Below are 23068 nucleotides of genomic sequence, written 5' to 3'. Positions count from 1 at the left end.
TGCGGGCGTTGTCGCGGGTTCTTATTAAACGTGCAGTAGCAGGAACTTGCGCTCCCACGGGCTGATCACGCGGAAGTATTCGGAATACTCCCTTTCCTTCATCCCCACGTACATCTTCACGAAGCGTGGCCCCAGCACCTCGGCCAGCTCGTGGCAGTCGCGCATCTTCACCAGCGCATCCTCGGCGCTGTGCGGGAACTGGAACGGCAACTCGTACGCATCGCTCTGGCGCGGCTCGGTGGGCTTGATCTTCTGCGTGATCCCCAGATAGCCGCAGGCCAGCGTGGCCGCCATGGCGATATAAGGGTTCACGTCGACCCCGGGTACCCGGTTCTCGATACGCCGGGCCGCCGGCGAGGAATGCGGCACGCGGAAGCCGACGGTACGGTTGTCGTACCCCCACTCAACGTTGGTGGGAGCGGCGGTATAACGGCTCAGACGCCGGAAGGAGTTCACGTATGGCGCGAAAAGCGGCATGGACTGCGGCAGGTATTTCTGCAGCCCGCCGATGAAGTGGAAGAAGTGGTCCGAAGGCGAGCCGTCCTCATTGGTGAAGATGTTGCGCCCGGTATTCTTGTCCACCACGCTCTGGTGGATGTGCATCGCGCTACCCGGCTCGTTTTCCATCGGCTTGGCCATGAAGGTGGCGTACATGTTGTGCCGGAAGGCCGCCTCGCGCACGGTGCGCTTGAACAGGAACACCTGGTCTGCCAGATCCAGCGGATTGCCGTGCAGGAAGTTGATCTCCATCTGCGCGGTACCAATCTCGTGAATCAGCGTATCCACCTCCAGGTTCTGCGCATGGCAATAGTCGTAGATGTCCTCGAAGAGCGGGTCGAACTCGTTGACGGCATCGATCGCATACGAACGGCGCCCGAATTCCGCACGCCCCGTGCGCCCCACGGGCGGCGACAGGGGGATATCCGGATCCGGATTGGGCGACAGCAGGTAGAACTCCATTTCCGGCGCCAGCACCGGGGCCCAGCCCAGCTCATCGAAAAGGCCGATCACGCGCTTGAGTACGTTGCGCGGCGCCACGTCCACGGGGGCGCCGTCCGAACGGTAGCAGTCGTAGATCAGCTGGGCGGTCGGGTCGGTGGCCCAAGGCACCAGGCGCAGGGAATTGGGGTCCGGCTGTAGGACCATGTCCGGGTCGGTCAGGTCCAGCATGCTGTCATCGGGATAGTCGCCGGTTACGGTCTGGATAAGGACCGCTTCGGGCAGGCGCATTTCCGGGTCGGAAATGAACTTGTCCTTCGGAACGATCTTGCCGCGGGCCACGCCCGTCATGTCCGGCAGGATACATTCCATCTCCGTAATGCGATGTTCTCGCAGCCATTCAACGATCTGATTGTTCATCTTCGAGTTTCCTCTATTTATCCGGCCGGTGATCCGGCTCTGCAAGACCGGGTGGTCTAACGGTTACGACGCTCGCAGCGCTGGCGGCAGGCCTTGCCAAACGCATCGAACAGGGCGCGCGATACCGGATTGGAGGCGTACTTCCACTCCGGATGCCACTGTACGGCGTAGGCAAAGCTGCGTGCGTCACGGACACGGTAGGCTTCGATCAGCCCGTCATCCGCCAGCGCCTCCGCCACCAGCCCTTCGGCCAGGCGGCGGATGCCCTGCTGATGCAGGGAGTTGACCTTGACGGTATCGGTGCCAAGCCACTGGCGCAGCAGGCTGTCGGGCTCGAGGTGCAGGGCATGGGCGGGGCCGTACATCGCTTCCAGGTCCTCGGTCTGAGGCTCGCGATGATCGTTGAAGCCCTCCTCTTCCTGCACGTGCTGGTAGAGCTCCCCTCCGAGCGCTACGTTGATCTCCTGAAAGCCTCGGCAGATGCCAAAGAGCGGAATTTCCTGCTCCAGAAGCCGGCGGATCAGCGGCAGGGTGGTGGCGTCACGCTGCGGATCGTGCAGTGTGCCTTCACGGCTGGCAGGCCCAGCATAATGGTGCGGCTCGATATTGGACAGCGAGCCCGGCAGCAGCACTCCGTCCACCAGGTCCAGTAGCGTGTCGATGTCCGTCTGCTCGCCCAGTGCCGGAATCAGGAGCGGCATGCCGCCCGTACCGCCCGCAGCGGCAGCCACGTATTTTTCCCCCACCGCATGGAACGGCAGGTGGCCGATCGCCTTGATGTCACAGGGAATACCGATGACAGGTTTGCGCATGTAGTCCTCGCTTGTCGGGTTCAGCCGGCGGCCTTGATGGCTTCCACCGGGTCGGTGTAGGTCAGCCCCAGATCATGCGCTACGGCGGCATAGGTGACCTTGCCGTGGCAGATATTCAGACCGTTACGCAGATGGGCATTGTCCAGAAGCGCCTGCTTCCAGCCCTTCTTCGCCAGTTCCAGCGTATAAGGCAAGGTGGCATTGTTGAGCGCCTGCGTCGAGGTGCGGGCCACACCGCCGGGCATGTTGGCCACGCAATAGTGGACGATGCCGTCCACCATATAGATCGGATCCTGATGGGTAGTGGGCCGGCTGGTCTCGAAGCAGCCGCCCTGGTCGATGGCGACATCCACCAGCACCGCTCCCGGCTTCATTGTCTTGAGCATGGCACGGGTCACCAGCTTGGGGGCGGCAGCGCCCGGCACCAGCACCGCACCAATCACGAGGTCGGCCTCGCGAATCATGTCCTCAATGTTGGCAGCATTGGACATCAGCGTCTTGATGTGGCCGCCGAAGGTCATGTCGATTTCCTTCAGTCGCGGCAGCGATTTGTCCAGCAGGGTGACATCGGCACCGAGACCCAGCGCCATCCGGGCAGCGTTGAGCCCTACCACACCGCCACCGAGCACGATCACCTTGGCGGGTGCCACACCGGGCACTCCACCCAGCAGCACGCCGCGGCCGCCCTGTGCCTTTTCCAGCGCATGCGCACCGGCCTGGATCGCCATACGGCCTGCCACTTCAGACATCGGCGCCAGCAAGGGCAGACCGCCACGGTCGTCGGTGACGGTTTCATAGGCGATGGCCACCGCACCGGATTCCATCAGCAGCTTGGTCTGTTCCGGATCGGGTGCCAGGTGCAGGTAGGTGAACAGTACTTGGCCTGGTCGCAGCATGCGGCACTCGGTAGGCTGGGGTTCCTTCACCTTCACGACCATGTCGGCCTGGGCAAACACCTCTGCCGCGCTGGAAGCGATGGAGGCGCCTGCCTGGAGGTATTGTTCGTCTGCATAACCGATCGCCAGACCTGCCTGCGTCTGCACCATGACGCGGTGGCCGCTTGCAACCAGTTCGCGCACACCCGAGGGGGTCAACCCCACCCGGTACTCATGGTTTTTGATCTCCTTGGGAACGCCGATTAACATAGCTGTCTCCTCTGCCGGTGTAGGGGTCTATCAAGCGCCGGTCGTTTAAAAAAATTCACATTACGCTTGCTACCTTCCACTGATTTTGACTATAAACTCCGCAAGTTGCAAAGAAAAGCGTTTTTGCGACGCAACAGATTCCGGGGCAAATGGTCGATATACTCATCAGCGGACGTCTAAAATTATTAACAAACAGGATGGAACCCGCCACAATGGATGTTGGAGCCCGACTCAGGATGGTGCGTGAGCGGTTTGGTTACTCGCAACGCGAGCTGGCCAAACGTGCAGGCGTCACCAACGGCACCATTTCGCTGATCGAACAGAACCGCGTGAGCCCGTCGATCAGCTCGCTGAAGAAAGTACTCGAGGGGCTGCCGATCACGCTGGCCGAATTCTTCACCTTTGACGCCGAGCCCCAGCAGCCGCGCGTGTTCTATACCGCTGACGAACTGCCCAACCTTGGCAACGAGCAGATCAAGCTCATGCTGGTAGGCACCGGCCACGAGCGGCGCGACATTGCCATCCTGCGCGAGGTGTACGAGCCGGGCGCCGACACCGGCCCGGACATGCTGGTGCATGAGGGACAAGAAGGCGGCGTGGTGATCAAGGGACGCATGGAGCTGACCGTCAACGGTGAGACCCGTCTGCTTGCCCCCGGCGATGCGTATTACTTCGAGAGCAAGCTGCCGCACCGATTCCGCAACCCGGGCCCGGAGCACTGCGAGATCGTCAGCGCCAGTTCGCCCCCCACGTTTTGACGCCCGGGCAGCTTAGGCTGCCTGGCCCACCATAAAAGAGGAGAATCCGATGGCCCGCACTCACCAAGAATGGACCCAGCTTGCCGATAGCCTGCAGATCGAGCATCGCGCCTTCATCGGCGATGGCTACTGCGAAGCGGCCGACGCGCGCACCTTCGACTGCGTCAACCCCGCCAACGGCCGGTTGCTGGCCAAGGTGGCCTGGTGTGGCGAGGGGGAGGTGAACAGGGCCGTCAGCCAGGCGCGTGCCGCCTTCGATGACGGACGCTGGTCGGGCCTGGCTCCCTTGGCACGCGCGCGCATCCTGAAACGCTTTGCCGCCCTGATCCGTGCTCATTCCGACGAGTTGGCGCTGCTGGAGACGCTGGACATGGGCAAGCCGATCGGTGACTCCACCAGCGTGGATGTCCCGGGGGCTGCATATTGCGTGGAATGGTTTGCCGAAGCCATCGACAAGGTGGGCGGCGAGGTGGCGCCGGTCGATCCGCGCCTGGTGGGGCTGGTGACGCGTGAACCGGTGGGCGTGGTGGCCGCAGTGGTGCCTTGGAACTTTCCCATCCTGATGGCCAGCTGGAAGTTCGGCCCGGCCTTGGCCGCCGGCAACGCGGTGATCGTCAAACCTTCGGAAAAATCGCCCCTCACCGCGATCCGCCTTGCCGGACTGGCGCGGGAGGCCGGCATTCCGGAAGGGATCTTCCAAGTGCTGCCGGGTGCGGGGGATGTCGGCCGTCTCTTGGCTCTGCACATGGAGGTGGACTGCATCGCCTTCACCGGTTCCACCGGCGTGGGCAAGCTGATCGCAGGGTACGCAGCAGAGTCCAACCTCAAGCGTACCTGGCTGGAACTGGGGGGCAAATCCCCCAACATCATCCTGGAAGACTGCCCCGACATCGAGCGGGCGGCACGCGCCGCGGCTGGTGGCATCTTCTTCAACATGGGCGAGATGTGCACAGCGGGCTCGCGCGCGCTGGTCCACCGTTCGGTGAAGGAGCCCTTCCTTGCAGCGTTGCGCAAGGCGGCCGAGGGCTACTATCCGGGCGACCCGCTCAACCCGGCCACCCGCATGGGGGCAATCGTGGACCGCATCCAGTACGACAAGGTGCTGTCCTACATCGCCAAGGGCCGCAGCGAAGGCGCCCAACTGGTGTGTGGCGGAAGCGCAGCCCTGTCCGAGACCGAGGGCCTCTTCATCGAGCCCACCGCCTTCGACTGCCCGAAGCCGGACCTTACCATCTGCCGAGAGGAGATCTTCGGACCTGTGTTGTCAGTCATTACCTTCGACACGGTGGACGAAGCGGTCCGTATCGCCAACGACACCGAGTATGGGCTTGCCGCCGCGGTATGGACTTCCAATGTCAGCACTGCGCACCAAGTGGCACGGCGGCTGCGCGCCGGCACCGTCTGGGTAAATTGCTACGACGAGGGTGGCGATATGAATTTCCCGTTCGGCGGTTTCAAGCAGTCGGGCAACGGCCGGGACAAGTCGCTGCATGCGCTCGAGAAGTACACCGAGCTCAAGAGCACTGTGATCAAGCTCTAAAGCCGGGGCATCCATCTCCCCTGCCCGTATAAGCCAAAGGCCGCTTCTCAGGCGGCCTTTTTTATGTTCAGCGAAACCGGATGTGGGCTTGTGGCGTGAGCAGCGCGAGCCAGATACGCATCCCTTCGGCCAACCTCGGGCCTTGTCCGGACACCAGAAGCAGTCCGGCGGCAATCAGGGCAAAACCGGCCAGATGGAACGGCGCCAGGGTTTCACCCAGAAAGAGAAAGGAGAAAAAGCTGGAGAAGGCGGGCAAGAGGTTCATGTAGTTGCCGGCAACGGTGCTGCCGAGCACATCTACCGCGCGGCCGTAACAATCGTAGGCAAGCGCCGAGGCAAAAATGCCCATGAAGGCGAGTGCCGCCACGACGGTCCAGGAAAACACCGGACTACCCACCGGGGGCGCGGCGTACCACGCAAGCGGCAGCAGCAGGGTGGCGCCTGCCAGCATCTGTACCGCCAGACCGAGCTTGCGGTCCAGCGTGGGCGACAGCCGTGCCATCAGGAGCGTATAGAGGGCCCAGAGCAGGCTACCCAGTAGAATCCAGGCTTCCCCGACTCCAAAACCCGCCCCCGAGGCGAACGGCAGGGCTCCTTGGCCGGCAATGACGAGTCCGCCGATAATCGAGAGCGTCACTCCGCCCCAGCCCCAGCCACACAAACGTTGGCCGAAGAAAAGATGCCCCATCAGTGCGATCCACACCGGGGTGAAGGTCTGCAGTGCTGCCGCGCTACTGGCGCTGGTCTGTACGATCCCAAGGTAGATGCAGCCGTTGTTGCCGGTAATACCCACGAAGGCCAAAAGCAGCAGCAGCCCGCGCTGTGACCACAGCTGCTGGCGTGCCCGCCAGAGCGCCGGGCCGAGCCAAGGCAGGACCACCAGACCGGCCAGTTGCCAGCGCCAGTAAGCCATCCACAGCGGTGCCATTTCCGAGCGGATGGCCCGCGTCACCACCACATTGCCTGCCCACAGGGCGATGGCCAGAAGCAGCATGCCCGTGGCCCGGCCCGATGTTTGCGCGCTACGCATCGCCTTCTCCTGCAAAAAGCTAGGCGCAGTCTAGAAGCACATCAGGCTTTACTTATTGAGCAAACGCAAACTGTATACAATCTTCAACAACCAGGCTCAGCGAGAGTACTTCGCCATCATTCCCGGAAGTTATTGAACTGCAAGGGAAAATCTTCAATCTCCTTGCGCATCAGAGCAATGCATTCCTGCAGCACGTCGCGCTTGGCCCCGGTCACCCGCACCGCTTCACCCTGGATGCTGGCCTGCACCTTGAGCTTGGAGTCCTTGATGATGCGCACGATCTTCTTGGCCAGTTCGGTCTCCACCCCCTCGCGCACGGTCACCGCCTGCTTCACCTTGTTGCCGCTGACCTTTTCCAGCTTGCCGTATTCCAGACAGCGCACATCGATACCGCGCTTGGAGAGCTTGCTGATCAGGATGTCCTTGATCTGCTCGATCTGGAATTCCGCATCGGCAAACAGCGTAACCGTCTTGTCCGCATGCTCCAGCCGGGCATCGCTGCCCTTGAAATCGTAGCGCGTCGAGACCTCGCGATTGGCCTGTTCCACCGCGTTCTTCACTTCCACCTTGTTCACTTCGGAAACGATATCGAATGAGGGCATGTCGGGTTCCTTTCGTTGAATCGGGCGATTCTAGAAGCCCTTCCGCCAAATGTCACCGCCCCATGCTTGAAGCATGATGGCCGGCAGCCAATAATGGCTGGCTTGCCACTTGGAGGGCCTTTATGCTCACTGCCACACAGTTTCTCACCTTCCTTCCCGCCGCCATCCTGATCACGCTCACGCCGGGGCCGGATAACCTGATGGTGCTGGGTCTAGGCATGTCACAAGGACGCAGGCAGGGCATGGTCTTCGGGCTGGGGTGCGCTTCCGGCTGTATCACACACACCCTGCTGGCCGCCCTGGGAGTGAGCGCACTCATCGCCGCCTCGCCTACAGCCTTCCTGTTGCTGAAGCTGGCTGGGGGCGGCTACCTGATCCATCTGGGATGGCAGGCCCTGCGCAGCCGTGGCCAGGCCTTCGAGCAACCCGCCGCTCCGGCAGGGCACAGCCCGTCGCTGCTGCACCTGTTTTTGAAAGGCCTGTTCGCCAACGCCATCAATCCCAAGGTAGTGATGTTCTTTCTTGCCTTCCTGCCCCAGTTCGTCCAGCCACAACAGGGCCAGCCCGGTCTGCAGACCCTACTGCTGGGCCTGGTGTTCACCCTGCAGGCCGCCGTGCTGTTCGGCATGCTGGGATACGGCGCCGGCGCGATCGGTCGTCAACTGGCACGAAGTCCAAAGGCAGGCCTGTGGCTCGATCGGATCGCAGGCAGTATCTTCGTGGCGCTGGGCCTGCGGCTGATATGGCCGGAGCGCTGAGCCCGAAAGAGAAAAGGGTTGGCTTCGGCCAACCCTCTTGGCTTTCGGAAGGACTTGTCAGCTCAGCGCTTGAGCAGGAAGAGTTCCACCAGCAGGTTCTTGAATACGAAGCCGAGCACGCCCACGCCCAACACCATAAACAGGATGGCGGTACCGGTTTTGCCGGCCCCGGACTTCTTGCCGAGGTCCCAGATGATGAAGCCCATGAAAACGATCAGGCCGGTGAGGCATACGGCCATGGAAATATTGGTGAACTGTTCTTCGGACATGAGTGGCAGGCGTAATCAAAAAAGGAAAGTATAAGGGACATAAAGCAAAAACCGCACCCAAGGGTGCGGTTTGCGGTAGGGGCCTTTCGGCCAACCCTGTCAGCCGCCGCGTTTCTTGCGCAGATTGCCTTCGATGCGCATGCGCAGCGCATTGAGGCGGATAAAGCCCGCAGCATCGGCGTGGTTGTAGGCGCCACCGTCTTCGTCAAAGGTGGCAATGTTGGGGTCGAACAGCGAATCGGTCTTCGAATCGCGGCCCACCACCATCACGTTGCCCTTGTAGAGCTTGAGCCGGACCCAGCCGTTCACCGTTTCCTGGCTGGCGTCGATCATGGCCTGAAGCATGCGGCGCTCTGGTGCCCACCAGTAGCCGGTGTAGATCAGCTTGGCATAGCGCGGCATCAGCTCATCCTTCAGATGCGCCACCTCACGGTCCAGCGTGATCGACTCGATCGCACGGTGCGCCTTGAGCATGATGCTGCCCCCGGGGGTTTCATAGCAACCGCGCGACTTCATGCCCACATAGCGGTTCTCCACGATATCGAGGCGGCCAATGCCATGCTTGCCGCCCAAGCGGTTGAGCTCCGTCAGTACCTGCGCTGGGCTCATCGTCTGGCCATTGATGGCCACGATGTCACCGCGCTGGAACTCCAGCTCCACATATTCCGGCGTGTCAGGCGCCGCCTCGGGGCTGACCGTCCATAGCCACATGTCCTCTTCCGGCTCGGCCGCCGGATCTTCCAGCACGGTGCCTTCATAGGAGATGTGCAGCAGGTTGGCATCCATGGAGTACGGGCTGCCACCATTCTTCTTCTTGCTGATGTCGATGCCGTGCGTTTCGGCGTACGCCAGCAGCTTCTCACGGCTGAGCAGGTCCCACTCGCGCCACGGAGCGATCACGTGGATGTCCGGCTTGAGCGCGTAGTAGCCCAGTTCGAAGCGCACCTGGTCGTTGCCTTTGCCGGTTGCACCGTGCGATACCGCATCCGCTCCTACCTGGCGGGCGATCTCGATCTGGCGCTTGGCGATCAGCGGACGTGCGATCGACGTGCCGAGCAGGTATTCGCCTTCGTAGATGGCGTTGGCACGGAACATGGGGAACACGAAATCACGGACGAATTCTTCGCGCAGGTCATCGATGTAGATGTTTTCGGGCTTGATACCGAGGGAAATCGCTTTCTTGCGGGCAGGTTCCACTTCCTCGCCCTGGCCGATGTCGGCTGTGAAGGTCACTACTTCACACTGGTAGGTGTCCTGCAGCCACTTGAGGATCACGGAAGTATCCAGACCACCCGAATAGGCCAGTACGACTTTCTTGATTTCAGACATTCTCGACTTCTTTCAATAATGGGGGTTGCGCGCCTGGGCGGTTCAGTGGTTGACCGAGCCCAGGAGCAAATACTCTATCAGCGCCTTCTGCACGTGCATACGGTTTTCGGCCTCGTCCCAGACCACGCTTTGCGGGCCATCGATCACCTCCGCGGCAACTTCCTCGCCGCGGTGGGCGGGCAGGCAGTGCATGAACAGGGCATCGGGACGAGCCTTGGCCATCAGCGCAGCATTCACCTGGAAGCCTTCGAAGGCCTTCAGCCGCGCAGCGAACTCGCCCTCGAAACCCATGCTGGTGAAGACGTCGGTGGTGACGAGATCCGCGTCGGCCACGGCAGCCTCGGGGTCGTGGCCGGCCTCGAACACGTCCGGGCCGTACTCGTGACCGTCAAGCACCGTCAGTGCATAGCCCACTGGCGTGGCCACCTTGAGCCTGAAGCCCAGTACACGCGCCGCCTGCAGCCAGGTCCGGCAGACATTGTTGCCATCGCCCACCCACGCCACCGTCTTGCCCTCGATCGGCCCACGGTGCTCGATGAAGGTGAAGATATCGGCCAGGATCTGGCAGGGGTGATACTCATTGGTCAGACCGTTGATCACCGGCACACGCGAATGGGCCGCAAGCCGTTCCACCAGTGTCTGCTCGAAGGTGCGGATCATGATGATGTCGCTCATGCGCGACAGCACGCGCGCGGTGTCCTCCACCGGCTCGCCCCGCCCCATCTGCGAGGTCTTGGTATCGAGGAACATCGCATGCCCGCCAAGCTGGGCCATGCCGGCCTCGAACGATACCCGCGTCCGGGTGGAGTTCTTTTCGAACACCATCGACATCACCTTGCCGACCAGGGGTCGGTACAGTTCTCCGGCGCTTTGTCGTCGCTTCAGGACCGCGCTTCGCTGGAAGAGGTGGCGATAGGCGTTCTTGTCCAGATCGGAAAACTGCAGGTAATGCCGGGGTTGGGTCATGGTGTTTGTCCAAAAAAAGAAGCCATCGCACACAAAACACGGAAGGTGTGTCATGCGCGACGGCACACTACTACACGCTGGTTTCAAGTCGATTCACAGGTGTCGCCCCTCATGCACGACAAATGCATGATTTACATAATTGCGACAAGAGTTATATTTATCGGAAATCAGCGCGGGTGACAAGGCTTACGAAAACAACAATCTGCCAGGGAGCCGCTCCAGCTCTTCCGGCTTGAGCACGCGCACCATGAATTCCCCGCCATCTTCGGCCAACCCGTGCATTTCGATGGTCTTTTGTGTCTTTTGCAGACGGGCAAGATAGGACGTGATCGTTTCTTCGATGACCTGGCCTGGCACCAGCACCGGGATACCCGGCGGATATGGCACCACCTGGTCGCAGCATACCCGCCCCACCAGGGCCGGATTGGGGCGTCCGTCGTCGTCCAGCAGGGGAAGGCGCTCCCCGCCCTCGTAGAAGGCATCGCGTGGCAGGCAGGCCAGGCGGGTGAAGCGCGGAATCTCCGGGAGGCGGGAGAACACACGCGGCGGCCGCCGGTCTTTGGCCACGCGCAGCATGGCGTCGTGCAGGCGGGACACCTTGCTGCGCGTGGTGCCCATCGTCAGTAGCAGCGTTAGCGTGTTGAAAGTGGTCTTCTCCACCTGGATGTTGAAGCGTTCGAACAACAGCTGCTGCAGTTCGTCGGCCGTGTAGCCAGACTCGGAGATGTCCACCGTCAGCTTGGTCGGGTCCAAGGTGATGCCGTCCTCTCGCACCTCTTCCGACAGCAGGTCTTCCAGCTCCAGCACCCGGAACACGCCGGTGGAGTTGATCTTCTGCCGCAGTTCCTGCGCCAGACGCAAGGTGCGCTCCAGGATGCGGTAACCCTCCATCACCGCCTGCTTGCGTGCCACATCCAGGCTGGCGATCAGGCTGTACTGCGGGCTGGTGGAGGCATGCATGTTGAAGTTTTCCCGGAACAGGTGCTCGTCAAAGCCTGGGTCGTTGACGTGGATCATGCTGGCCTGGGAAAAGGCCGACAGCACCTTGTGCGTGCTTTGCGTGACATAGTCCGCCCCCGACTCCAGCGCCGTAGGCCGGAAAGCGGGATGAAAGCGGGCGTGCCCGTACCAGGCCTCATCCACGATCACCTTGATGCCGCGCGCATGCGCCGCTTCCACGATAGGCGCCAGATCGTAGCGCAGCCCGTCATAGGTGCACGACGTCAGGATCAGCACGCGCGCGTCGGGATTGGCCTCGATCGCCTCCAGCACCGTGGCCTTGGGCACCGGCCCGAAGATCCCGTAACGGCGATTGACGGACGAATCCAGATAGACGGGCCGGGCCCCGGAAAGGATGACTCCGTGATGGACGGACTTGTGGCAGTTGCGATCCAGAAGCAGCTTGTTGCCGGGGGCCAGCAGCGTCTGGAAGATCACCTTGTTGGAGGTGGATGTGCCGTTGGTGGCAAAGTAGGTCTTGCGCGCGCCGAAGGCCTTGGCGGCCAGCATTTGCGCCTCGGCGATCACCCCGGTGGGATGCAGCAGCGAGTCCAGCATGGGCACCGAGACCGAGAGGTCGGCGCGCAGCAGATTCTCCCCCACGAAATCGTAGAACTCCCCCACCCAGGCACTGCCCTTGAGGGAATCCCCACCCGAATGGCCCGGGGTGTGCCAGGAATCCTTGGCCATCCGTACATACTGTTTGAGCCGGTCGTAGAAGGGCGTGGCAGATTTCTCGGCAATCTCAGCCGAAAGGATGCGGAACCAGCCGTGGAAATCGGTCTCGTCGCGGTAGAAATAGCCATCCACCGCATGGCTGGCCAGTTCTTCCACGCCTGCCTTCTGATCATCATCTTCCAGGAAAACATAGAGCGAGATTTCCGGACGGAAGGCATTGATGCGGTTGGCCAGTTCGCTGGCCGCTTGCCGGCTGCGGCGTTCGGCCAACCGCTTGTCGACGAGCACGATCTGGATCTCGCCATCGGCAGCGATCGCCTCCAGCGCCGCTTGGGCATCGGCGGAGCCGACAAAGGTCAGCCCGTAGGGGTTCTCCAGCCGCACCGCGGCGGCTCCCAGCCCGGCCAGGCGGTCTGCCAGCCAGGCCGCATCATCACTGACAACCAGTACTCGACTGATGGGGGTCACAGTCATCTCCTTTGCGTGTATGGATGCGTACTTGTTTTGATCTGTCCGTGTACGCTCGTTCTTGCTTGTTGTCGGACTATCCTAGCGGGCAGCAGCCCTTCCGTCATTTTGCGGGTGCACACCTGCGGCATCGGGTAAAATGCCGGCCATGCTCACCGACGCCGAAAAAGCTGCCATCCGCGATCACTATCGCGCCATCGCCGACAACCTTCCTGGCTTCCGTTCCCGCCCCGCCCAGCGGCAGATGCTGGCCGCGATTGCCAACGCCTTCTCGCGCAGCAAGGAAGCGGTGGAGGAAGGCGACCTGCCGGAACGGGCAGGCGAAAGCATCGTGGTGGTGGAGGGTCCCACGGGTGTCGGCAAGAGCCTCGCCTACCTGCTGGCCGGGGGCATCATGGCCCGCGCCCGCAACAAGAAGCTGACGGTGTCGAGCGCCACCGTCGCCCTGCAGGAGCAGCTGGTCAACCGGGACCTGCCCTTCGTAGTGGAAAAAAGCGGCCTGCCGCTTACCTTCGCGCTGGCCAAGGGCCGCAGCCGCTACCTCTGCCCCTACCGCCTTTACCAGCTCACCAGTGAGAATGCCCAGGCCGACATGCTGGGCTTCGACCCAGGCTTGGCGGTGTGGGACAAGAAGCCGGAGGAAGCGGAGATCCTTCAGCTGCGGGAGATGGCAGACAGCTTTCAGCATCGCCAGTGGAACGGCGACCGCGACACCCTGCCGGCCAATGTGGAGGACGCCCTGTGGATGCGCGTCACCAACGACCGGCACGGCTGTCTCAAGAGTGCCTGCCCGAACCGCCCGGAGTGCCCTTTTTACCTGGCCCGCGAGGTGCTGGAGACGGTGGACGTCATCGTTACCAATCACGACCTGTTGCTTGCGGACATTGCCATGGGGGGCGGCGTCATCCTTCCGGCGCCCGACAGCAGCTTCTACTGCATCGACGAGGCCCATCACCTGGCCAAGAAGGCCATCAGCCAGTTTGCTGCCGAACACTCGCTGTCTCAGGCAATGTTCTGGCTCGAAAAAGTGGCCACTACGGCCGCAAAGGTCGAGGCCCTCACCGCAAAACACGAACTGGCCGATCAGGCAATCGAGGCGGCCGGGGCCGCCATGGAAACGCTCACCGAATGGATGTGGCTTCTGGGCGCAGAGCCCGCTCTGGCCGCCAGCAGCGATAATCTGGAGCCTACCTGGCTGATCGAGGACGGCAGGCTGCCCGAGCATCTGAAGCTGCCTTCGGCCAACCTTGCGCTCTCGGCCCGGATGGTATTCAAGCATCTCTCAGGACTGTCCGACGCCTTGGCGGAAAAGCGCAAGGGGCCGGATGCCGCGCAGTCGGACAAGCTTGCCAGCGACCTGGGCTTCCTCCTTGGTCGTGCCGAACAAATGATGGCGGTATGGGATCTCTTCGAAAAAGAACCCGACGAGAACGCACCGCCGATCGCCAAGTGGATCATCCGTCGCAGCGAGGGCAAGGGCGACTACCTCTTCTGCGCCTCGCCGGTCAGTGCCGCAGCCAGTCTGGCGAGCACTCTCTGGCGCCGTGCCGCCGGGGCCTTGCTCACCTCGGCCACACTGCGATCCCTGGGTGAATTCGACCTCCTGCTGTCGCAGACCGGCCTCAAGTGGCTGCCGGAAGTCAGCTGCCAGGCCCTGGACTCCCCCTTCGACTTCCAGAGCCAGGGCGAGCTCTACCTGCCGCCGCTCAATGCCAGCCCCAAGGATCCTGGCGCCCACACGCGGGAAATCGTCGAATGGCTGCCCCGGCTCGTGGACCTGAGTCATGCTGTCGGCTCACTGGTGCTGTTTTCCTCCCGACGGCAGATGATGGAAGTGGCCGAAAGTCTGCCCGAGCCCTACCAAGAAGCCTTACAGGTGCAAGGCATGCTACCCAAGGCGCGCCTTTTGGAGGCGCATCACCAGCGCCTGGCCGCAGGGCAGCCCAGCATCATCTTCGGGCTGGACTCGTTTGCCGAAGGGCTGGACCTGCCCGGCGAGGCCTGCGTGCACGTCATCATTGCCAAGCTGCCGTTCGCCATGCCCGACGACCCGGTCGGCAAGACGCTTGCTCGCTGGATAGAGAAGCGGGGTGGCAACCCCTTCATCGAACTGACGATTCCCGAGGCTTCCGTCAAGCTGGTGCAGGCAGTGGGACGGCTGATCCGAACCGAGCACGATTATGGCCGCGTCACCATCCTCGACAACCGCCTGACACGACAGCGCTATGGCAAAAAACTGCTCGCCTCGTTGCCGCCATTCAAGCGCATCTAGTTTTCAGGTAAAATTGTTCAAAATTCCGGGCGGACCTCACAGGCAGGAAGACGGACCACAACAATAACCGCACCGGCAAAGAGACATCACCGACAGAACGCATCCGGCCCATCATGATCTGCAACCCGTACGAAATCGTCATCCAAGGCCTCACCAGCGAAGGGCGCACGTTCCGGCCCAGCGATTGGGCAGAACGCCTTTCGGGCATCCTGGCCTCCTTCGGCGAGGACCAGAAACTGGCCTACCACGAGTACGTCCGCCCCATGCTGCTTGAGGGAGTGCGCTGCGTCGCGGTCGACAAGAAGCTGGAAAAGGCCCACCCCCCGGTCTTCCGTTTCCTGATGGATTTCGCTAAAGACAACGATCTGCGCATCGTCGACTGCCGAACGCTGATCGACGAGATCTATCCCAGCAAATTCCTCGCTTGACCCCCTGCCCGAACCTGGCCCAGCCGGGTTCGCTGCCATGCGCACTCGGTGCGTACGCCAAGGCATTAGCACCGGACTGTGCAGGTATTTTTTCAAAAAAAAGCTGCTGGATGCAAAAAAGGCTTTGCTTGGCGAGCATTTTGCTACACAATCAGCGATGCAAGATTTTCAAGCAGTGAATCCGTTGGCCAAGTCTGGTTTGTCCGTATCTTGACTCGTCGTTCCCTTGATTTTCGTTGCATCATAGAAGTCGATTTATTTTCATTACTTAAGGGAAGCAGCAATAATGGCAACCGGTACCGTTAAATGGTTCAACGACGCTAAAGGCTTTGGTTTCATTACTCCGGATGAAGGCGGCGACGACCTGTTCGCGCACTTCACCCAGATCAAAGGCAAGGGCTTCCGCAGCCTGGCCGAAAACATGCGTGTCTCCTTCGATGTAACCGAAGGCCCGAAAGGCAAGCAGGCTTCCAACATCGAAGCCATCTGATTCGTCGGTAACCGACGCGATCAAGAACCCGGCCCCGGCCGGGTTTTTTGTTGCCTGCGCCCCCTCCTGCGCCCTGCCCCGGCCTGCCCGGAACTTTCATGCGCAAAGGGCGTTCTCTACTCTATCACCATATCCAGATGGAGTCGTCATGCACCACCCGCTCGCTCTTTCCCTGTCCGGGATGCTGGTCACCGCCCTAGTGAGCGGCTGCGACGACGCACCCACACCCGAAATCCGACAAGCCGCCTCAGCAGCCGCAGTACAGGCACATGATATTGCGCGCCAGGCCAGCGTGCCGGTGGCCGCGATCAAGCGGGAAGCCAGCGAGGCCTTGGCCGAAGCCAAGGTCATGGCCAGCGAAGCACGCCCGGAGGTCGAAAAGAAATTGGCCCAGTGGAAGTCCTCGGCCCAGATCGTCAAGAACGCGGGCCAGTGGGCCCTGCTGGAAACACGAGTGGGCAAATACCCGGCCGACCTCAGGCTTTACGATAGCCCTCCCCTGGCAGAGCCGCTGCACGCGGTGCTAGGAGCAGACTTTAACCGGTTCAAGACGTGCATCGCCACCAGCGGGCCGCTGTCCAAGGAGACCGTGCTGTACGTCACTGGCAACAAGCCCCATGCCGCTGGCGATTGCAGTGCCTACCTGATCGTCGACCCCGCTTCGCAACGCCTGGAGACCGGCATCATCACCAACGGCCAGCTCAAAATCTACCGCACCGCCGGAGAGCCCCTGCACCAACCGCAGGAGGTACGCATCCACCTGCAGAACCTGGCACCGGGGGGCCAGGGCTGAGCGGGCCCAAGGAGAGGGGTGCCCTCCGACAGAGGGGCTGATATGATGCTGTCTCCGGCCGTTAACAATAAAAGAACAACGTGCTCGCCTCCCGAACCGCCGTTCCCCTTCCGCCGGAGATCGATCTACCGGCCAAGGTCGACATCTTTTACGCCCGCAACCCGTCCCACGGCTGCGGGCTGACACCATCGGCCGCTCATCCCGCCCTGCTCGAACTGGTGGCCGCCGAGAACGGTGCCGCCTGGCATTACGATCACACCACGCGGCACTTGCAGTTCTTCCTCAACCAAGCCTTGCACTTCCAGCCCCAGGTGGAAGCGGAACTGCGACAGAAGCTGCACAACTGGCTGGCGCTGGTACACCCACAGGACCGTTCGCTACTGGCACAGCAGTACCATGCCTTTCTGGCCGGCCGTCACCTGCATTTTCAAGCCGAGTGCCGCCTGATGCGCGGGGGACATCAATACGAATGGACGCGCCTCCGCGCCTCTCTGGAACGCGATGCACAAGGGCGCCCCCGCCATCTTTACGGCGCGCTTGCGCCGGCAGTGGAACTCCCGAGCCCAGACCTCTCGGCCCTGCTTTCTTCCCCGTCGGCTTTGCAAACTCACCTTGAGCACCTGCTGCGCACGCTTCCTACGCAACAGGAGAGCCGGCGCTTCATCCTCATCCGGCTGGCCGGGCTGACCGATCTGCGGGCACTGCATGGGGATGCGCTCGGGGGCGCTGTCTTTGCCGACTTTGCCCGTTGCCTGGCGCTAAGGCTGGAAGCCTTCCGGCACCCCGACCTCGATACGCGCCTTTTCCTCGTGCGTGAGAACCGCCTCGGGCTGGTATTGCCGCTGGAATTTCCAGTACCACAACTGCTGGAGTTGTGCGATCAGGAAATGGCTGCACTGATGGGAGAGTGCCACCTGGGCCTGCCGGTGCAGCCGGTGCTGGGGGCAACCCGACTGGACAGTCGCCATCGTGATGCCGAAGGGGTGATTCGCGAAGCGAAGCTGGCTGTACAGGGTCTGCCCGAGGGTGCAGAACGGTATCGCGAATTTTCACCGGGGCTGTTGTCGCGGCGACATGCCCAGCTGCGCCTCAAGCATGAGCTGAAGCGCGCGCTCACCGAAGGCGAGTTCGAGCTGTTCCTGCAGCCCGTGGTACGCCTGAAGGACCGGCACATCGTGGGGGCAGAAGCACTGATCCGCTGGCGACATCCCGTACGTGGTCTGGTCCCTCCAGGCGAATTCATCCCCGCCTGCGAAGAAACCGACCTGATCCAGCCGATCGGCCGCTGGGTGGTGACGGAGGCAGCGCGGCTGCTGCACACCTCGGCCGCACGTCTCCCTGCCGGTTTCTTTCTGTCGATCAACGTATCTGGACGGCAGCTATTGGACGAGGCACTGCTGCCGGTACTGGCCGAGGTTGCCGCCCTGCTGCCGGAGTCGGTGGCACTGCGTCTGGAACTGACCGAGACCGCGCTGTTCCCCAACATGGAAAAGGCACGGCAATTTTTCGATACGATTCACCAGTTAGGCTATGAACTGGCAATGGACGACTTCGGCTCGGGCTATGCCTCGATCAACATGCTCGAGGCCCTGCCCTTCGACAGCCTGAAGATCGACCAGCGCCTAGTTCAGAATCTAGATCAGAGCCGTAAGAGCGCGCTGCTGGTTGCGGCAATGGTGCACTTGGGACAGGATCTGGGGCTACGCGTGGTGGTGGAAGGCATCGAAACCGAGTACCAGCATGCCCAGGCCTGCGCGATGGGTGCAGAACTGGGTCAAGGCTACCTCTTTGGACGGCCCGTTGAGGCCGGAGTCTTCTTCAAAGGGCTGCCCGCCACCGCCGAACCGCCACCAGCCCCCCACCCTCCAGAACCGCGCACAACCGCACTTCAAACCTTGTGAAGGTTGGCCGAAGCCTCAGTCCCTGCCCGCCTACTCGCTCAGTGTACGCCGCTCGTACAGCGACTGGGCCAGCGTGCCCAGGTCAACATACTCCACTTCGCCGCCGACCGGCATGCCGCGCGCGATCCGACTGACCCGCAGGCCGCGGCTGCGCAACAGCTCGGTAATCATGTTGGCAGTCAGTTCGCCTTCGGCGGTGAAGTTCGTCGCCAGAATCACTTCTTCCACCTGCCCATCCAGCGCACGGTTGAGCAGCCGGTCCAGATGCACGTCTCGCGGCCCGATCCCGTCCATGGGCGACACCCGCCCCATGAGTACGAAGTACAACCCTTCAAAGCACTGCGCTTGCTCCATCGTCATCAGGTCGGCGGGCATTTCCACCACGCACAGTTGGTCCTGACGCCGTGAGGCATCGGCACACAGGTTGCAAAGGGCCGTCTCGCTGAAGGTATTGCACCGCTCGCAATGCTGGAGATTTTCCAGCGCCTGTCCGATGGCGCGCGCCAGCTTGAGCGCACCGGCCTGGTCGCGCTGGAGGAGATGAAAGGCCATCCGCTGGGCCGACTTCGGGCCCACACCCGGCAGCACCTTCAGGGCCGCGATCAGTTGATCGAGCGAAGGAGGATTTTTCATGCTTGGAAGGGAGGAACGGGACGAGGAAGAACCGGACCCGGCACGCATCATCATCCCGGGGCCGGAGGAAAGGCCGGCAGGCACCGGCCCCAGACGGCTCAGAACGGCAGTTTCATGCCCGGCGGCAGGTTGAGACCCTGCGTAAAACCGGACATCTTCTCCTGCGAGGTGCTTTCCACCTTGCGGACCGCATCGTTGACTGCAGCCGCAACCAGGTCTTCCAGCATTTCCTTGTCGTCCTTGGCATCGGCCAGCAGGCTCTCGTCGATCGATACCCGCTTTACGTCATGGCCGCAGGTCATCACCACCTTGACGAGGCCTGCGCCGGACTGGCCCTCCACCTCGATACGGGCCAGCTCTTCCTGGGCTTTCTTCATGTTTTCCTGCATCTGCTGGGCTTGCTTCATCAGCCCGGCAATTCCGGCTTTACCAAACATCGTTTACTCCTGAACGGGTTGAATCGTGTCGGGCAGCAAGGTGGCGTTGAACTCACGCACCATCAGCTGTACGACAGGGTCGTTTTCCAAGGATTCCTTGGCTTGGGCCAGATGCTTCTGGCGCACCCGCGCGTCACGCATGGCAGGTGTCTCCTCGGCAGAGTTTTCCACGCGCACGCTCAGTTCCAGCCCGGGCCCAAAACATTCGCGGATGACCGCGCGCAGCTTTTCCTGATAGTCCCGCGACGCCAGATGCCGGAAGGCCTCGCTGACGGAAAGCTCCAGCCGCTGACCATCCCAGCTGCGCAGTGCGGCATTCTGCGCCAACATTCGGGCTGTTCCCATGCGCCCGCTGAGCCGGGCCACCCAGCCGTTCCAGTCACCGTCGAAGACCGCCTCGTCTACGTTTGCTACAACAGCCTCGCTGTCTGGCTCGGCCGTGCTCAACGGGGTGGGCGCGCCGGCCGCCACTTTGCGGCCTTCGCCATGAGAGACAGCCTCTTCGGCCAAGCTCGGTTCTTCTACCCACGGCGGCACCACGTCCGAGGCCGGCGAGGCGGAAAGCGTGACGCTCGCTGCCCGGAGGGGTTGGGAAGCCATGTCCACGGCGCCTGGCGCCCCCTCTGCCGAGGCGGATGCAGGCTCTGGCTCACTGTTTTCGGAAGCGGCCTCCGGAGGGGTGGCTGCGGATTCGCCCGCTGCCGGACGACCGGAAATGCGCGCGATCAGCGCCTTGGCTCCGGCATGGCCTTCACCGTCATGCATGGCACGGGCAGGCTCATGACCACCGGCCGCAGGAATGGAAGGCGCTGCCGGGCGCCCCCCCCCGGCGGGCGGGGCACTGTACCCCCCTTCCACCGGATGGAAGGCCAGCATGCGCAGCAGAGTCATGCTGAAACCGGCATGCTCGTCCGGCGCCAAGCCGATATCGGCCTTGCCGTGGATGGCGATCTGGTAATAAAGCTGCACATCTTCGGGGGCCATCCCAGCCGCAAGGGCGAACAGCGCGTCCCGCTCCGGGTCGTCGGGCGCGATGGCGGCGGGCACGGTCTGCGCCAAGGCCACCTGATGCAGCAGCAGCGAAAGCTCGGAAAGTGCGCTCTCGAAACCTACCCCACGCTCCGCCAAGGCATCGGCCTCGGCCATCAGCCGGGCCCCATCGCCTTCGGCCAACGCGGCAAGCAGGCTGAAAAGATAACGGCGGTCCACCGCGCCAAGCATCGCACGCACACCGTCTTCGGCCACCTCGCCCACCCCGTAGGCGATAGCTTGGTCCAGCAGCGACAGCGCGTCACGCATCGATCCGCTGGCGGCACGCCCCAGCAGCGTCAGTGCAGCCGGCTCGTAGCACACCCCCTCTGCCTCCAGGACATGCGCCAGATGCGTAGCCACCTGCTGTGGCGTCATGTTGCGCAGCGAGAACTGCAGACAACGGCTGAGTACGGTCACCGGCACTTTTTGCGGGTCGGTGGTGGCGAGGATGAACTTCACATGGGCCGGCGGCTCTTCCAAGGTCTTGAGCATCGCGTTGAAGGCGCTCTTGGAGAGCATATGCACTTCATCGATGATGTAGACCTTGTAGCGGCCGAGGCTTGGTGCGTACTGGGCGTTTTCCAGTACTTCGCGGATGTTGTCGATGCCGGTATTCGAGGCGGCGTCAATCTCAAGCAGGTCAACGAAACGCCCCGCGTCGATCTGCTGGCAGGCCTGACAGACACCGCAAGGCTCGGCGCCGATGCCGGCCTCGCAGTTGAGGCTCTTGGCCAAGATGCGGGCGATGGTGGTCTTGCCCACCCCACGCGTTCCGGTCAAAAGATAGGCATGGTGCAACCGCTCGCTCTTGAGCGCATTGGCCAGCGCGCGGACCACATGCTCCTGCCCGACCAGATCGGCAAAACGTTTGGGGCGCCACTTGCGCGCCAGCACTTGATAGCTCATGCGGCGGATTCTAAAGACATTCGCCCAAGGAGGCGACTGGTTTGTAGCTCGGGCCCGGTCGACACACGGGAGCGCACAGGCGCCGGACGGCTTCGGCCAGCCTCAACGGCTTTCGGCCTGCGGTGCGGCGGTTTCAGCCAGGTAGCGCGCTTTCATTTCCAGCGCAATCTCCTGCGCTACTTTGGCGTAGAGGGTGCTCTTGTTGTAGCGCGTAATGACATAGAAGTTATTCAAGCCGAGCCAGTATTCGGTCACGCCAGGCGAGGTTTCCAGCGGTACCAGTACGGCCGGCACGTTGTCGGCCACCGGACCCAGCGGCATCACGCCACGCGCCTTGAGGTCGGCCACGGTGTAATGGAGGTTGAACTTGTCGGCCACCAGCGCGGCCACATCGGCTCCCGGCGCGAGCGTGGCAGGCACAACCACATCGTCACCATGCACCCAGCCATGCTGACGGAAGTAGTTGGCAATGCTGCCGATGGCATCCACCGGGCTGTTCCAGATGTCGCGCTGGCCATCGCCGTCGAAGTCCACCGCTAAGAGGGAAAAGACTAGGTGAGACAACCTAGATGAGACATGAAGCGGCGTGAAATGGCGCGAAATGGCGTGAAAGGCTTGTGGGATAAGGCTTTCGGGGGCGCGGCGCGGGGGCGGGGATTTGCGCGGATTATTTGAGAAAAACTAGACCGCGAAGGCGGCGGCGATGGTGTGGGCCTGGAGGCTGACCAGTTGTTGTAGTGGGGTCATCGGGATTCCTGTGAAACGGCCTGGGTGCAAGGCTCAGGCGGATTTTTGGGCGGCGCGCAGTTCAGCGACCGCCCGCTTCAGCGCGTGCATTTCTGCCGCGTTTTGAGCGCGAGAGAGAAGCTCGTCGAGGAGGGCGGCCTGCTCCCTGGGGGAATCCAGGCTGGCGACGAGGTGGGCGATGGCTTCGAGGCGGCGGGCGGTGCTGGCGTCTTGTTCGGCGGCGGTGAGGGGGCGGGATTCGCCCTCAATGACGCGGAAAGCCCCGTCCTGCAAGGCTTTCTCGGCTTTGCGCATATCTACGGCACGGCGGATGCCACGGCCCGTAGCAAGCCATTCAACAGACACTCCTGCGGTCGACGCCAGCAAAACAAGGTTTTCCACAGATGGCTGCGAGCCGGACAGGTACTTTCTGACAAGGCTCTCCGTGATGCCGCAGCGGCGCGCAAAGGCAGCGACAGCCTCGCCGTCAATGATTTCTCGGATGCGGTCTTTCAGTTCCGATTCAGTGCTGAGAATCGGAACTTGAGAATCGGAACCGGGAAGGCGTTCCGATTCGTCTCCATCTGTATGATTTTTCACAATAAACCGCCTTTCTTGCCCGCCAACCAGTTCCGGTTTGGAATCGGAACTAAAAAACTCGCACCAAAGTGCTTGACTAGCGCATATTGAACGCCTTATAGTGCGAGCTAGTTACTCAACTTGTTGAACGAGGATAG

General features: G+C 62.1%; 22 protein-coding genes. 8 read left to right on the top strand and 14 right to left on the bottom strand.

The annotated features are described in order from the left end of the window. Positions 1 to 24: 24 nt before the first annotated feature. From EV669_RS09360 to ald, 3 genes are read right to left on the bottom strand one after another with little or no spacing between them, the layout of a single operon-like run. Positions 25 to 1359 (bottom strand): glutamine synthetase family protein, encoded by a 1335-nt coding sequence (locus tag EV669_RS09360; RefSeq protein WP_054286465.1) that lies wholly within the window; start codon positions 1357 to 1359, stop codon positions 25 to 27. A gap of 56 nt (positions 1360 to 1415) precedes the next feature. After that, on the bottom strand, positions 1416 to 2171 hold the full coding sequence (locus tag EV669_RS09355; RefSeq protein WP_054286464.1) for a gamma-glutamyl-gamma-aminobutyrate hydrolase family protein: 756 nt from the start codon (positions 2169 to 2171) through the stop codon (positions 1416 to 1418). Positions 2172 to 2191: 20 nt separating this feature from the next. After that, positions 2192 to 3316, bottom strand: coding sequence for an alanine dehydrogenase (gene ald, locus EV669_RS09350; RefSeq protein WP_054286463.1), 1125 nt, complete (start codon positions 3314 to 3316; stop codon positions 2192 to 2194). A 212-nt stretch (positions 3317 to 3528) separates the two neighbouring features. Between ald and EV669_RS09345 the strand changes: the two genes are divergently transcribed. Together EV669_RS09345 and EV669_RS09340 are read left to right on the top strand one after the other, a co-directional pair. Then, complete coding sequence (locus EV669_RS09345; RefSeq protein ID WP_054286462.1) at positions 3529 to 4074, top strand: cupin domain-containing protein; 546 nt, start codon at positions 3529 to 3531, stop codon at positions 4072 to 4074. 49 nt (positions 4075 to 4123) lie between these two features. After that, entirely contained in the window at positions 4124 to 5614 is a 1491-nt protein-coding gene (locus EV669_RS09340) for an aldehyde dehydrogenase (RefSeq protein ID WP_054286461.1), read from the top strand. 67 nt (positions 5615 to 5681) lie between these two features. Here the strand turns inward: EV669_RS09340 and EV669_RS09335 are convergent, their stop codons facing one another. Together EV669_RS09335 and EV669_RS09330 are read right to left on the bottom strand one after the other, a co-directional pair. Beyond that, the gene (locus EV669_RS09335) at positions 5682 to 6644 is read right to left on the bottom strand and encodes a DMT family transporter (protein ID WP_054286460.1); all 963 of its coding nucleotides are present in this window, start codon (positions 6642 to 6644) and stop codon (positions 5682 to 5684) included. Between the two features lie 116 nt (positions 6645 to 6760). After that, the gene (locus EV669_RS09330) at positions 6761 to 7246 is read right to left on the bottom strand and encodes a YajQ family cyclic di-GMP-binding protein (protein WP_132098515.1); all 486 of its coding nucleotides are present in this window, start codon (positions 7244 to 7246) and stop codon (positions 6761 to 6763) included. A 122-nt stretch (positions 7247 to 7368) separates the two neighbouring features. Between EV669_RS09330 and EV669_RS09325 the strand changes: the two genes are divergently transcribed. Next, a complete protein-coding gene (locus EV669_RS09325) occupies positions 7369 to 8004 on the top strand; it encodes a LysE family translocator (protein WP_132098514.1) in 636 nt (211 codons plus the stop codon). A 62-nt stretch (positions 8005 to 8066) separates the two neighbouring features. Here the strand turns inward: EV669_RS09325 and EV669_RS09320 are convergent, their stop codons facing one another. The 4 genes from EV669_RS09320 to EV669_RS09305 form a co-directional block, all read right to left on the bottom strand. Beyond that, complete coding sequence (locus EV669_RS09320) at positions 8067 to 8273, bottom strand: DUF2788 domain-containing protein (protein ID WP_054286457.1); 207 nt, start codon at positions 8271 to 8273, stop codon at positions 8067 to 8069. A 99-nt stretch (positions 8274 to 8372) separates the two neighbouring features. After that, the gene (locus tag EV669_RS09315) at positions 8373 to 9602 is read right to left on the bottom strand and encodes an argininosuccinate synthase (protein ID WP_054286456.1); all 1230 of its coding nucleotides are present in this window, start codon (positions 9600 to 9602) and stop codon (positions 8373 to 8375) included. A 42-nt stretch (positions 9603 to 9644) separates the two neighbouring features. Continuing rightward, positions 9645 to 10568, bottom strand: coding sequence for an ornithine carbamoyltransferase (gene argF, locus EV669_RS09310; protein WP_132098513.1), 924 nt, complete (start codon positions 10566 to 10568; stop codon positions 9645 to 9647). A 186-nt stretch (positions 10569 to 10754) separates the two neighbouring features. After that, entirely contained in the window at positions 10755 to 12719 is a 1965-nt protein-coding gene (locus EV669_RS09305) for an aminotransferase class I/II-fold pyridoxal phosphate-dependent enzyme (RefSeq protein WP_318271403.1), read from the bottom strand. 142 nt (positions 12720 to 12861) lie between these two features. On the opposite strand from EV669_RS09305, the gene dinG reads away from it, so the two are divergent. From dinG to EV669_RS09280, 5 genes are all read left to right on the top strand, one after another. Continuing rightward, on the top strand, positions 12862 to 14985 hold the full coding sequence (dinG, locus tag EV669_RS09300) for an ATP-dependent DNA helicase DinG (protein ID WP_055434165.1): 2124 nt from the start codon (positions 12862 to 12864) through the stop codon (positions 14983 to 14985). A 113-nt stretch (positions 14986 to 15098) separates the two neighbouring features. Next, complete coding sequence (locus EV669_RS09295; RefSeq protein ID WP_054286454.1) at positions 15099 to 15413, top strand: DUF3579 domain-containing protein; 315 nt, start codon at positions 15099 to 15101, stop codon at positions 15411 to 15413. A gap of 286 nt (positions 15414 to 15699) precedes the next feature. Then, entirely contained in the window at positions 15700 to 15903 is a 204-nt protein-coding gene (locus EV669_RS09290) for a cold-shock protein (RefSeq protein ID WP_054286453.1), read from the top strand. A 148-nt stretch (positions 15904 to 16051) separates the two neighbouring features. Further along, positions 16052 to 16696, top strand: coding sequence for a hypothetical protein (locus EV669_RS09285; RefSeq protein WP_132098512.1), 645 nt, complete (start codon positions 16052 to 16054; stop codon positions 16694 to 16696). Between the two features lie 80 nt (positions 16697 to 16776). Then, entirely contained in the window at positions 16777 to 18597 is a 1821-nt protein-coding gene (locus EV669_RS09280) for an EAL domain-containing protein (protein ID WP_132098511.1), read from the top strand. A 30-nt stretch (positions 18598 to 18627) separates the two neighbouring features. Here EV669_RS09280 and recR read toward each other — a convergent pair whose 3' ends face one another. The 5 genes from recR to EV669_RS09255 all read right to left on the bottom strand — a co-directional run bounded on the left by recR (position 18628) and on the right by EV669_RS09255 (position 22931). Further along, positions 18628 to 19230, bottom strand: a complete 603-nt coding sequence (recR, locus tag EV669_RS09275; protein WP_132098510.1) for a recombination mediator RecR — start codon at positions 19228 to 19230, stop codon at positions 18628 to 18630. A gap of 98 nt (positions 19231 to 19328) precedes the next feature. After that, positions 19329 to 19667: a YbaB/EbfC family nucleoid-associated protein gene (locus EV669_RS09270; RefSeq protein WP_054285767.1), complete on the bottom strand. Its 339-nt coding sequence runs from the start codon at positions 19665 to 19667 to the stop codon at positions 19329 to 19331. Between the two features lie 3 nt (positions 19668 to 19670). Further along, a complete protein-coding gene (dnaX, locus tag EV669_RS09265; protein WP_132098509.1) occupies positions 19671 to 21605 on the bottom strand; it encodes a DNA polymerase III subunit gamma/tau in 1935 nt (644 codons plus the stop codon). Positions 21606 to 21707: 102 nt separating this feature from the next. Next, on the bottom strand, positions 21708 to 22169 hold the full coding sequence (locus EV669_RS09260) for a lytic murein transglycosylase (protein WP_318271401.1): 462 nt from the start codon (positions 22167 to 22169) through the stop codon (positions 21708 to 21710). A 216-nt stretch (positions 22170 to 22385) separates the two neighbouring features. Then, on the bottom strand, positions 22386 to 22931 hold the full coding sequence (locus EV669_RS09255; protein WP_207913838.1) for a helix-turn-helix domain-containing protein: 546 nt from the start codon (positions 22929 to 22931) through the stop codon (positions 22386 to 22388). Positions 22932 to 23068 lie beyond the last annotated feature (137 nt).

The sequence above is a fragment of the Gulbenkiania mobilis genome, from assembly GCA_004346645.1.
Taxonomy (GTDB): Bacteria; Pseudomonadota; Gammaproteobacteria; order Burkholderiales; family Chromobacteriaceae; genus Gulbenkiania; species Gulbenkiania mobilis.
This window is presented reverse-complemented; position numbering and strand designations above follow the sequence as displayed.